The sequence below is a fragment of the Siminovitchia fortis genome (assembly GCF_007681465.1).
Taxonomy (GTDB): Bacteria; Bacillota; Bacilli; order Bacillales; family Bacillaceae_C; genus Siminovitchia; species Siminovitchia fortis.
The window spans coordinates 1-11,741 of sequence record NZ_VEKZ01000044.1 but is presented as its reverse complement, the minus strand read 5'-3'; the positions used below and the strand labels follow the sequence as shown (position 1 = coordinate 11,741).

Below are 11,741 nucleotides of genomic sequence, written 5' to 3'. Positions count from 1 at the left end.
TCTTTCCTATGCTTGTGCCGTTTTTGATCATAATGATTTGATTTTTAGGCCGGCCAAACCAAGCGGCCAGGATGACTTGGACAGGACGCCGTTGATGATAGGTTTCTAATAATTGAAAGGAGGGCCTGCTGTGCTGAAAGATTTTTTTTCAAAGCAAAAGAATGCAAAGCCAAAGAAAAGGAAGTACGCGACCATTCCTTCTGAATCCGCCAAGCAGGATGTTCCTGAAGGGATCATGTCGAAATGTCCGGAATGCAAAAAGATCATGTATACAAAAGAACTTCAAAAGAATAACAAGGTGTGCCTTCATTGCGGCCACCATTACAGAATGACGGCACATGAACGGGTCGAGAGCTTGTTTGATGAGGGTTCCTTTGTACCGTTTGATGATAAAATAGCATCAGAAAACCCGCTTGAATTTCCGAATTATTTAGAGAAACTGGAACAGGACAGAAAAAAAACAAATTTGGACGAAGCGGTTCTCACTGGATCAGGCACAATCAATCAAATTGAAGTGGTGACAGCCATCATGGATTCCCATTTCCGGATGGGAAGCATGGGTTCGGTTGTAGGTGAAAAAATTGCAAGGGCCATTGAGGCGGCGGCCGAAAAACACGTGCCATTCATTATTTTTACCGCTTCTGGCGGTGCAAGGATGCAAGAGGGAGTATTATCTTTGATGCAGATGGCGAAAACAAGCACTGCGCTTAAGATGTTCAGCGATAAAGGCGGTTTGATCATATCCGTCATGACTCACCCTACGACAGGAGGAGTTTCGGCAAGCTTTGCTTCACTGGGTGACTATAATTTTGCGGAACCGGGAGCTTTGATCGGTTTTGCGGGGCGCCGCGTCATTGAGCAGACGATAAGGGAAGAGCTCCCCGAAGACTTTCAGACTGCCGAATTCTTATTGAATCACGGCCAGCTTGATGCTGTCATCCACCGTTCCGAAATGAAGGAAAAGCTGGCGACAGTGCTGGAAATTCATCAACAAGTAGGTGAAATTGCATGGTGAACGAGCTCGAATTTGAAAGGCCCGTGCTTGAGCTCCGAGAAAAAATAGCGGAATTGAGAGAGTTCACGAATAACTCGGATGTGGATCTGTCGGATGAAATCGACAAATTGGAAACCCGGCTGGAAGTGCTTGAAAAAGAAATATATGAAAACATGCGTCCCTGGGATCGAGTGCAGCTTGCCCGCCATTCAAAAAGGCCGACAACGCTGGATTATATAGGCCATTTGTTTACTGATTTTTTGGAGCTTCATGGAGACAGGCTGTATGGAGATGATCACGCGATTGTAGGAGGAATCGGCAAATACAGAGGCCTTCCGGTGACAGTGATCGGCCATCAGCGCGGCAGAGACACAAAGGAGAATATTCGCCGGAATTTTGGCATGCCGCATCCGGAAGGGTATCGCAAAGCCTTGCGTTTGATGAAACAGGCTGAAAAATTTCACCGTCCCATTATTTGCTTCATCGATACAAAAGGTGCATATCCGGGAAAATCGGCGGAAGAGCGGGGACAGAGCGAAGCCATTGCACGCAATCTTTTTGAAATGGCCGGCTTGAAGGTGCCGATTATTTGTATCGTCACCGGAGAGGGAGGAAGCGGCGGAGCTTTGGCGCTTGGGATCGGTGACCGGATTTATATGCTTGAAAACTCCACATACTCGGTTATCACGCCTGAAGGGGCGGCAAGTATTTTATGGAAAGATGCCTCCTTGGCGAAACAGGCGGCCGAGGCCCTGAAAATCACTGCCCCAGATTTGAAGAATTTGGGAATCATAGATGAAATCATACCGGAAGTAAGGGGCGGAGCTCACAGGGATGTTGAAAAACAGGCGGAAGCCATTGACAAAGTCCTGAAAACGGCTTTGCAGGAGCTTATCCGTACAGAGCCTGATGCCCTTATAAAAGACCGCTACGAAAAGTTTAAAAAGATGGGGAAATATAAGGAACAAAAAGAATACGAAAATGTTCAAAATTAAGGATTGTCCAAAGGGCATTCCTTTTTTATATAAAATTTGTTAACCACATGATGAAATGGTATTTTTAACATACAGGATCTATTGCTTTGATACATATATTATTTTTCCAATGGAGTGACTCAGATGCGAAAGATAGGGGTATTGACAAGCGGGGGAGATGCACCCGGAATGAATGCAGCCATCCGGGCAGTTGTAAGAAAATCAATCTATCATGGGATCGATGCATACGGAATATATCAAGGGTTCAGCGGATTGATAACGGGTAATATAAAAAAGCTGGAGATTGGATCAGTCGGGGATATCATCCACAGGGGCGGAACAATCCTGCAGTCGGCCCGATGCGAAGAATTCAAAACGGATACGGGGCAGAGGCAGGGGCTTGCCTGTTTGGAAAAGCATGGGATCGAAGGACTGATCGTGATCGGCGGAAATGGCTCATACTTAGGGGCCAAAGCTCTTAGCGAACTCGGTTTTCCGTGTATAGGAGTGCCGGGAACGATAGATAACGATATTCCAGGAACCCAGTATACAATTGGGTTTGATACTGCATTAAACACCGTGCTGGATGCCGTCGACAAAATCCGCGATACAGCCACTTCGCATGAAAGAACATTTGTCGTTGAAGTGATGGGGCGGGATGCAGGTGATATCGCCCTTTGGGCCGGGCTTTCAGGAGGGGCTGAATCAATCCTTATTCCGGAGGAACCCTACGATATGGAAGATATTGCCGCCCGCATTGAAAATGGAGTAAAAAGAGGGAAAAAACACAGTATTATCATTGTCGCCGAAGGAGTGGCCAGCGGTGCGGAATTTGCTGAGAGGCTGACGGAAAAAACAGGGCTGGAAACGAGAGTTTCCGTCCTCGGCCATATTCAAAGAGGAGGAACCCCGACGGGGTTTGACCGGGTGCTTGCAAGCAGGCTAGGGGCCAAGGCGGTTGAATTGCTTATGGAGGGAAAAGGCGGCCGTGCAGTAGGAATGGAAGACGGCGAAGTCGTAGATGCAGATTTGCTGACTGTTTTGAATAAGCCGAAACATATTGATCACAACTTATACCAATTATCAAAAGAATTATCCATATAGGTGACTGTCAAATAGGAGGGGCATGTATGAAGAAAACGAAAATAGTCTGTACAATCGGGCCGGCAAGTGAAAGTCCTGAACTGCTTCAACAATTGATTGAGGCTGGAATGAATGTTGCCAGGTTGAATTTTTCACACGGCAGCCAGGATGAGCATCGCGAGCGAATCACCAACATCCGCAAAGCCGCGGAAAAAGCCGGGAAGGAAATCGGAATCCTGCTTGATACGAAAGGTCCCGAAATTAGAACCCATGACATGGAAAATGGTGCTGTCGAGCTGGAAACAGGTAAAGTGCTTGCTGTTTCTATGGAAGAAGTATTAGGAACGAATGAGAAAATATCTGTTACATATGAAGGATTGATCAATGATGTCCATGTCGGTTCCAAAATTTTACTGGATGATGGTTTAATCGAGCTTGAAGTGACCGCCATAGAAAAAGAGAGCAATGAAATTATTACGAAGGTTTTGAACAACGGTATTTTAAAAAATAAAAAAGGGGTAAATGTACCTGGGGTCTCTGTCAATTTGCCCGGAATTACCGAAAAAGATGCCCGGGATATCCTTTTTGGGATAGAACAGGGAGTAGACTTCATTGCGGCTTCATTTGTAAGGAGAGCCTCCGATGTGCTTGAAATCCGCCAACTGCTTGAAACAAATAATGCTCCGCATATGTATATCATTCCAAAGATCGAAAACCAGGAAGGCGTCGACAATATTGATGAAATACTGGAAGTATCGGACGGCCTCATGGTCGCCAGGGGTGACTTGGGAGTGGAAATACCGGCCGAATCGGTTCCAATGGTTCAAAAGCGGCTTATAAAAAAATGCAATGAGGCCGGCAAGCCGGTCATCACAGCTACCCAAATGCTCGACTCCATGCAGCGTAATCCAAGGCCGACAAGAGCGGAAGCAAGCGATGTTGCGAATGCCATCTTTGACGGTTCCGATGCAGTCATGCTGTCTGGAGAGACCGCGGCGGGAGCCTACCCGGCCGAAGCGGTCCGGACAATGAACAACATTGCTCTTGAAGCAGAAAAAGCATTGAACCATAAAGAGATCCTTTCCCATGTAAGCAAGCATAATGAACACAACATGATGGACGCCATTTGCCAATCAGTGGCCCATACAGCCATTAATCTTGGTGTAAATGCCATCGTGGCGCCAACGGAAAGCGGGCATACTGCAAGGATGATTTCAAAATACCGGCCAAAAGCGCCGATTGTCGCTGTAACATCCAGTGTGGACGTGACCAGGCGCCTGACATTGGTTTGGGGAGTATCCCCTCAAGTGGGTGAAAAGGTGACAACAACGGATGAAATGCTCGATCTTGCAGTCACTGAAAGCCTTAACTCCGGTATAGTAAAACATGGGGACCTCATTATTATCACGGCAGGGGTTCCAGTTGGGGAGGCGGGGACAACAAACTTGATGAAAGTGCATGTAGTTGGAGATGTTTTGGCAAAAGGACAGGGAATCGGAAGAAAGTCAGCCTACGGAAAAGCAGTCATTGTAAAAAATGCCGGCGAAGCCTTGGAAAAAGTAGAAAAAGGCGACATTATGGTTGTCATCGGAACGGACAGGGAAATGGTTCCGGCTCTTGAAAAATGTTCGGCTCTTGTTGCAGAGGAAGGCGGTCTGACCAGTCATGCGGCTGTAGTCGGTATCAGCCTTGGGATCCCGGTCATAGTCGGAGTGGACAACGCAACAAGCATTTTCCATGATGGACAGGAAATAACCGTTGACGGCACCCGGGGGGTAGTGTACAACGGTCATGCGAGTGTTCTATGAGGTCTTGTGATATAATAGGGGAAAGACCATTTGGGAAGTGACAAAATATGAGATTTCTACTATTCCTTTTCATTGTCGTCCCGGCTCTGGAAATTGGTCTGTTCATTTTGGCAGGCAAAACCATAGGCGGTCTGGCAACGATTGCACTGATTATCGCCACTGGAATCCTCGGTGCTTACCTTGCGAAACAGCAAGAGTTGGGAGTACTCAGAAAAATGCAGGAGCAAATGAGGTCAGGCTATCCTCCCGGAGAGGCGCTGATCGAGGGCGTCTGCGTTTTGTTTGGAGGCCTGCTCTTGTTAACACCCGGTTTCATTTCTGACATTACAGGATTATTATTGGTTTTGCCTCCAACCCGAAAAATGGTGCAGCCTGCTTTGTTAAAAATGATCAAAAGCCGGATCTCAAAGAAACAAATATATATATACAGATAAAAAAAAGAGCGGATGCTCTTTTTTTTGTGGAAAGAAAAATTTGGTAAGGAAAGGAATCGTGCGTAAGTTAGTTGTTAGGCATGCACCGTTCCAAGCCATTTCATTTAATGATTTTCGGCGGTTTGCCCATAATATAAGCCCAAATATCCCGAAAAACGTTCGCATTATGAAGGGTAGTTAGCAGAACCAATGTTACGGGTCCCAAAATAAGCCCGAGAAACCCTATAAGTTTAAAGCCCACGAATAAGGAGATGAGTGTCCCCAAAGGATTCAGGCCGATATTGGAAGAAAGGATTTTCGGTTCCATCAGTTGGCGCTGGACAATCACAACCGTGTACAGAATCCCAAGCCCGACAGCAAGTCCGAAATTCCCTGTTACCGCTTCATAGATGATCCATGGCACAAAAACCGTTCCGGTCCCCAAGTAAGGGAGCAGGTCAAGCAGCCCCAAAATAAGCGCAATGGTGATGGCATAGTTTACCCGCAGGATCAACAGCCCGACCAATACGATGACAAGGGTGATGGAGATTAATGTGATTTGGGCTTTAACAAAGCCGAAAAGAGCTTTTTTCAGATCAGCAAATACCCTTGTTCCGCTGCTTTTGACTTTACCCGGAAGAAGGCGGTTGGCAAGGGCGGTCAGTCGGTACCAATCCTTGCTGATAAAGAAGGTCGCCAATAAAGAAAAAATGATAACAGTGGCGGCATTCGGAATCCACGATACGAGGCCGGGCAAATTAAGGAAAAAGTTTTGCAGGAAAGCAGTTACGCTCTCTGTTATGCGTCCGCCGGTCTCATCAATGCTGTTCATGATCGTATCCTTCTGACCGCTGTCCAGGCTTTGGAACATGCCTGCCAGCTTGTTATAAAAAGGGATGACCTGGCTTGCAAACAGTTTCTCCAAATATCTGATCAATGTGGCGACATGTTCAGGCACGACTGTTGCAAGATAAGAAGCCCCCGCGACAATCTCGGCTATTAAAAGTGTAATCAGCCCGGTGAAAATCCCGATCAAAAGAATCAATGTAGTCAAAACGGCCAAAGTCCGGGGGAATTTCCATTTCTTTTCTAACATGCCCACAACAGGATTGATTGCAATGGCGATAATCAATGCGATGATAAATGGATAAATAACTTTTGATGCATAATATATGAAAAGCAGGGATGCGGCCGCAACGATAACAACAATGAAAAAGCGGACAACCCTATCTGCATTTTCACGATTCAAAGGAAACCCCCACCTTATCAATCTGATTAAATATATGATACCATGATTATGATAGAAAACGTTATGATTTTGGAAGGATGAGTTCTTTGTTCAATCAGGCTTTTTTCTTTTTGATCCTTTTACTTGGAATTGGAGTGATTGCAAAAAACCAATCACTTATCATTGCCGTAGCCGTGTTGATTATTCTTAAACTGGCCGGGGCGGATGAAAAACTTTTCGGCATCATTCAAGTAAAAGGAATCAACTGGGGGATCACTGTCATCACAATTGCCGTTTTAGCCCCTATTGCAAGCGGATATATCGGGTTTAAAGAACTCGGCGGGGCGATTAAATCCCCATATGCCTGGATTGCCCTTGGCGCCGGGATGGTAGTGGCCATCATAGCAAAATATGGTGTTACACTGTTATCCGAAGATCCTCATATTACAACCGCGCTTGTTCTTGGGACAATTATGGCTGTTTCCCTTTTTAAGGGCGTAGCAGTCGGCCCTTTGATTGGAGCAGGAATCGCCTACCTAGCAATGAAATTTTTTGAGGTTTTTCGCTCGGGATCCGGCATGGGCGGATAGATGATTTGCTCATCTAAAAGAAAATCTTATGGCTGGATATAAAAAATATGAATCATTATAAAATGTTGATAAATAGACAAGAATTTAGATTTGTTTATAATAGAAGATGAGTTCTTTATAATTTTATGATTTTCCACATGACATTTTCTTTGTCTAAAGTTTTCCTCTAAACAATGTGTATTACATGTTTTCCACCATATACAGGAAATTTTTAAAAAAAGAGATAAAGGAGAGGTTTTCAATGACAGCAACACGCGGGTTAGAAGGGGTTGTAGCCACAACATCCTCGATCAGTTCCATCATTGATGACACGCTTACATACGTTGGCTATAACATTGATGACTTGACTGAAAACGCCAGTTTTGAAGAAGTCATTTATTTATTATGGCATCTTGAACTGCCGACAAAGGAGCAGCTTCAGCAATTAAAAGAGGAGCTGGCAGAAAATATGGAGCTGCCGCAGGAAGTCCTCGCCAGCTTTAAGACTTATCCGCTTGAAAAAGTTCATCCAATGGCCGTTCTCCGGACAGCAGTCTCCGCTCTTGGAATTTTTGATGAAGACGCCGAAGTGATGGATAAAGAGGCAAACTATAAGAAAGCGATCCGCCTTCAAGCGAAAATGCCTGCCATTGTAGCCGCATTTGCCCGTATCCGCAAAGGGCTTGAGCCGATTGCCCCGCGCAAAGACCTTGGGTTTGCAGCCAACTTCATGTATATGATCAAAGGGGAAGAGCCTGACGAAATCGAAGTGGAAGCGATGAATAAGGCGCTGATTCTCCATGCAGACCATGAGCTTAATGCATCCACTTTTACCGCTAGAGTATGTGTTGCAACCTTATCAGATATTTATTCAGGAATCACAGCAGCTATCGGAGCATTAAAAGGACCTCTGCATGGCGGTGCAAATGAACAGGTTATGAAAATGCTTACAGAAATCGGTTCTGCAGACAATGTTGAAAGTTATATTAAAGATAAGCTGGAGAAAAAAGAAAAAATCATGGGCTTCGGCCACCGCGTTTACCGCAAGGGAGATCCGCGCGCCAAACATTTGAAAGAAATGTCCAAAAAGCTTACTGAAATCACCGGCGAGCCGGAATGGTACAACATTTCCGTCAAGGTTGAAGAGGTATTTACTTCCGAAAAACCGCTTCCTCCGAATGTTGACTTCTATTCCGCATCAGTATATCACAGCCTTGGATTTGATCACGATCTATTTACGCCGATTTTCGCTGTAAGCCGTACTTCAGGGTGGCTTGCACATATTCTGGAACAGTACGAAAATAACCGTCTGATCCGACCGCGGGCGGAATATACCGGACCTGGAATGCGCTCATACATCCCGCTTGACGAACGCAAGTGATGATGAGTTAGAATTTTAGATTGTATTTTGATATGATAAAGCGGGGAAAAGGTTAGAAGCTTTAGCTTTCTAACCTTTGATACTGAAATTGGAGGGATTTAGTTATGTCTCAAGCTGAAAAAATCACAGTTTCAAATGGTGTATTAAATACGCCTGACCATCCAATTATTCCTTTTATTGAAGGAGATGGAACAGGCCCGGACATTTGGGCAGCGGCTCAAAGAGTTTTAGATGCAGCTGTAGAAAAGGCCTACAGTGGCAAAAGAAAAATCGAATGGAAAGAAGTATATGCGGGTGAAAAAGCGCATAATAAATTTGGTGAGTGGCTTCCTGAGGAAACTCTGGATACGATCCGCGAATACCTTATCGCAATCAAAGGACCGCTTACAACACCGATCGGCGGCGGATTCCGTTCACTGAACGTTGCGCTGCGCCAGGAACTTGACCTGTATGTCTGCCTGCGCCCAGTCCGCTACTTTGAAGGAGTTCCTTCCCCTGTAAAACGCCCGGAAGATACAGATATGGTCATTTTCCGCGAAAACACGGAAGATATCTACGCAGGTATCGAATATCAAGAAGGCTCCGAAGAAGTGAAAAAGCTAATCAATTTCCTGCAAAACGAGATGGGTGTGAATAAAATCCGCTTCCCTGAAACTTCAGGTATTGGTATCAAACCGATTTCTTCTGAAGGAACGAAGCGTTTGGTCCGTGCAGCCATCAACTATGCACTAAAAGAAGGACGCAAATCCGTAACTCTTGTACATAAAGGAAATATCATGAAATTCACAGAAGGTGCCTTCAAAAACTGGGGCTATGAAGTGGCTGAGCAGGAGTTCGGAGACAAAGTATTTACATGGAACCAATACGACAAAATCAAAGAGGAGCAGGGAACAGAAGCTGCGAACAAAGCCCAGGCTGATGCGGAAGCTGCCGGAAAAATCATTATTAAAGATGCGATTGCGGATATTTTCCTGCAGCAAATTCTTACACGCTCCAAAGAATTTGACGTAGTGGCAACAATGAACCTTAACGGGGACTACATCTCCGATGCACTCGCAGCACAAGTCGGCGGAATCGGAATTGCTCCTGGTGCAAACATCAACTATGATACAGGCCATGCGATTTTCGAAGCTACACACGGAACGGCTCCTAAGTATGCAGGATTGGATAAAGTGAACCCATCCTCCGTCATTCTTTCCGGAGTTCTGATGCTTGAGCATATCGGTTGGGGAGAAGCTGCCCAATTGATTACCAAGTCAATGGAAAAAACAATCGAATCAAAAGTTGTCACATATGACTTTGCCCGCCTGATGGAAGGCGCGACGGAAGTGAAGACTTCTGAATTCGGAAATGCATTGATTGAAAACATGGATTAATTTTCTTTCAACAGGGAAAAGTGAGGTTAAGAGCAAAAAAATGGAGACTGTTTTTAAAGCAGTCTCCAATTGTTGTGAAATTTAATGAAAGAAGGGACTTTCCCATGTCATTAAAGCGGAAAAAAATATCTGTTATTGGTGGAGGATTTACAGGAGCTACAACAGCATTCCTGGCAGGACAAAAAGAACTTGGAGATATCGTCCTTGTTGACATTCCAAAAATGGAAAACCCTATAAAAGGGAAAGCGCTCGACATGTTGGAGGCGAGTCCGGTCCAAGGATTCGATGCAAACATCATTGGCACATCCAATTATGAAGACACGAGAGACTCCGATGTTGTCGTCATTACAGCCGGAATCGCCCGTAAACCGGGAATGAGCCGTGACGACCTGGTGCAGACAAACCAGAAAGTAATGAAAAGCGTTACACAGGAAATCGTCAAATACTCTCCAAACTGTCATATCATTGTTCTGACAAATCCAGTTGATGCCATGACATATACTGTGTATAAAGAATCAGGATTCCCAAAAAACCGTGTTATCGGCCAATCAGGGATCCTGGATACTGCACGATTCCGTACATTTATCGCACAAGAGCTTAACCTTTCTGTGAAAGACATCACAGGATTCGTTTTAGGCGGCCATGGAGACGAAATGGTACCGCTTGTCCGCTATTCTTATGCGGGAGGAATCCCGCTGGAAAAGTTGATTCCGCAGGATCGGCTTGATGCTATCGTGGAAAGGACGAGAAAAGGCGGGGGCGAAATCGTGAACCTGCTCGGCAACGGAAGTGCCTATTATGCGCCGGCCGCTTCTCTCGTCGAGATGGTTGAAGCGATTGTAAAAGACCAGCGCAGGGTGCTGCCTGCCATCGCCTACCTTGAAGGTGAATATGGATATGAAGGCATTTATTTGGGAGTGCCTACAATCCTGGGCAAAGATGGTGTAGAACAAGTAATTGAACTTGAACTGACGGCAGAGGAAAAAGCGGCTTTGGACAAATCGGCAGATGCTGTCCGGGAAGTTATGAACGTTCTTGAATAAATCCCTGTGAAAGACCAATCAGCTTAATGGTTGGTCTTTTTTTCTGAGTAAGAAAGTATAAGATGTTTTAGCTTTAAAATTTTGAACAAAGCCATTTGTTGTCTAGCTCCAGCGCCTATCGACTAGCAGACTTCGCACCTCCTCCTACGATAAGTCAACATCGGCTCGTTCCTCGCCGTGTTTCCTTTATCTCGTCGGAGGCACTCCAGTCTGTACGTCGATGGGCAAGGCGCTTGCGCTTTTCTTACTTTGTTTTCAATAATAAAAATGGTATTATATTTCACAATAGATCGCAAACTCATAAACTTTTTTCGGGGGTGCTCTTATTGTTATTGGGGAAAAAGCGTAAGCTTGGGCGGCAGATTGGTGAAATCTCAAGAGGCGAAAAGCTGAAGCTGACAGAGAAAATCGAAGATAAGGATCTGTTGCTGTATCTTGGTTTGACAAATGACGCCAATCCGCTTTATATCCAGCATGACTATGCTTCCCAAACACCGTATGAAAAGCCAATCGTCCCACCGATCATGTTGACGGGAATCATCACTTCGGCTGTTACAAAATATTTGCCGGGGCCGGGCTCCAATATCCTTAAGCAGGAAATAGAATTTTTGAAACCGGTTTTTCATTATGCAACAATCGATTTTTTGTTTGAAATTATCGATGTCAATGAACGGGATCATACGATCACTGTGAATGTGCTCGGGACTGACCGCGGCGAAACGGCCATAAGGGGAACCCTCCTTGTATGCCCGCCATACCCATCCTTAGGAAAATAAATGGAGCAGGCGATTCGGCCTGTTCTTTTTTTACTGAGTAAGCGTACAATGTCAAATACTTTTTTCAAGTTTTAGAGTAACTCAAAGACACCTACC

The 11,741-nt window shown here is 45.2% G+C and carries 11 protein-coding genes; 10 read left to right on the top strand and 1 reads right to left on the bottom strand.

The window, feature by feature from the left end; translation table 11 throughout:
• The first annotated feature begins 130 nt into the window (after window positions 1–130).
• The 5 genes from accD (at window position 131) to FS666_RS13530 (ending at window position 5,293) form a co-directional block, all read left to right on the top strand.
• A complete protein-coding gene (gene accD, locus FS666_RS13550; RefSeq protein WP_120075350.1) occupies window positions 131–1,015 on the top strand; it encodes an acetyl-CoA carboxylase, carboxyltransferase subunit beta in 885 nt (294 codons plus the stop codon).
• The gene (gene accA / locus FS666_RS13545) at window positions 1,009–1,989 is read left to right on the top strand and encodes an acetyl-CoA carboxylase carboxyl transferase subunit alpha (protein ID WP_144462609.1); all 981 of its coding nucleotides are present in this window, start codon (window positions 1,009–1,011) and stop codon (window positions 1,987–1,989) included. Before accD ends, accA begins: the two co-directional genes overlap by 7 nt.
• A gap of 123 nt (window positions 1,990–2,112) precedes the next feature.
• On the top strand, window positions 2,113–3,072 hold the full coding sequence (gene pfkA / locus FS666_RS13540) for a 6-phosphofructokinase (RefSeq protein WP_120075346.1): 960 nt from the start codon (window positions 2,113–2,115) through the stop codon (window positions 3,070–3,072).
• Window positions 3,073–3,098: 26 nt separating this feature from the next.
• A complete protein-coding gene (gene pyk, locus FS666_RS13535) occupies window positions 3,099–4,859 on the top strand; it encodes a pyruvate kinase (RefSeq protein ID WP_120075344.1) in 1,761 nt (586 codons plus the stop codon).
• 47 nt (window positions 4,860–4,906) lie between these two features.
• On the top strand, window positions 4,907–5,293 hold the full coding sequence (locus tag FS666_RS13530; protein WP_120075343.1) for an FxsA family protein: 387 nt from the start codon (window positions 4,907–4,909) through the stop codon (window positions 5,291–5,293).
• A 100-nt stretch (window positions 5,294–5,393) separates the two neighbouring features.
• Here the strand turns inward: FS666_RS13530 and ytvI are convergent, their stop codons facing one another.
• Window positions 5,394–6,521, bottom strand: coding sequence for a sporulation integral membrane protein YtvI (ytvI, locus tag FS666_RS13525; RefSeq protein ID WP_120075341.1), 1,128 nt, complete (start codon window positions 6,519–6,521; stop codon window positions 5,394–5,396).
• A gap of 86 nt (window positions 6,522–6,607) precedes the next feature.
• Between ytvI and FS666_RS13520 the strand changes: the two genes are divergently transcribed.
• The 5 genes from FS666_RS13520 to FS666_RS13500 all read left to right on the top strand — a co-directional run bounded on the left by FS666_RS13520 (window position 6,608) and on the right by FS666_RS13500 (window position 11,645).
• A complete protein-coding gene (locus tag FS666_RS13520; RefSeq protein WP_120075339.1) occupies window positions 6,608–7,090 on the top strand; it encodes a DUF441 domain-containing protein in 483 nt (160 codons plus the stop codon).
• A 241-nt stretch (window positions 7,091–7,331) separates the two neighbouring features.
• The gene (citZ, locus tag FS666_RS13515) at window positions 7,332–8,450 is read left to right on the top strand and encodes a citrate synthase (RefSeq protein ID WP_120075338.1); all 1,119 of its coding nucleotides are present in this window, start codon (window positions 7,332–7,334) and stop codon (window positions 8,448–8,450) included.
• Window positions 8,451–8,554: 104 nt separating this feature from the next.
• On the top strand, window positions 8,555–9,826 hold the full coding sequence (gene icd / locus FS666_RS13510) for an NADP-dependent isocitrate dehydrogenase (protein ID WP_120075336.1): 1,272 nt from the start codon (window positions 8,555–8,557) through the stop codon (window positions 9,824–9,826).
• A 104-nt stretch (window positions 9,827–9,930) separates the two neighbouring features.
• The gene (mdh, locus tag FS666_RS13505) at window positions 9,931–10,869 is read left to right on the top strand and encodes a malate dehydrogenase (RefSeq protein ID WP_120075335.1); all 939 of its coding nucleotides are present in this window, start codon (window positions 9,931–9,933) and stop codon (window positions 10,867–10,869) included.
• Window positions 10,870–11,195: 326 nt separating this feature from the next.
• On the top strand, window positions 11,196–11,645 hold the full coding sequence (locus tag FS666_RS13500; protein WP_120075031.1) for a MaoC family dehydratase: 450 nt from the start codon (window positions 11,196–11,198) through the stop codon (window positions 11,643–11,645).
• The last annotated feature ends 96 nt before the right edge of the window (window positions 11,646–11,741 follow it).

Excerpts from the sequence above, each read along its gene's own strand:
- accA (WP_144462609.1), top strand. The coding sequence starts at position 1,009 with ATGGTGAACGAGCTCGAATTTGAAAGGCCCGTGCTTGAGCTCCGAGAA.
- pfkA (WP_120075346.1), top strand. The coding sequence starts at position 2,113 with ATGCGAAAGATAGGGGTATTGACAAGCGGGGGAGATGCACCCGGAATG.
- pyk (WP_120075344.1), top strand. The coding sequence starts at position 3,099 with ATGAAGAAAACGAAAATAGTCTGTACAATCGGGCCGGCAAGTGAAAGT.
- FS666_RS13530 (WP_120075343.1), top strand. The coding sequence starts at position 4,907 with ATGAGATTTCTACTATTCCTTTTCATTGTCGTCCCGGCTCTGGAAATT.
- citZ (WP_120075338.1), top strand. The coding sequence starts at position 7,332 with ATGACAGCAACACGCGGGTTAGAAGGGGTTGTAGCCACAACATCCTCG.
- icd (WP_120075336.1), top strand. The coding sequence starts at position 8,555 with ATGTCTCAAGCTGAAAAAATCACAGTTTCAAATGGTGTATTAAATACG.
- mdh (WP_120075335.1), top strand. The coding sequence starts at position 9,931 with ATGTCATTAAAGCGGAAAAAAATATCTGTTATTGGTGGAGGATTTACA.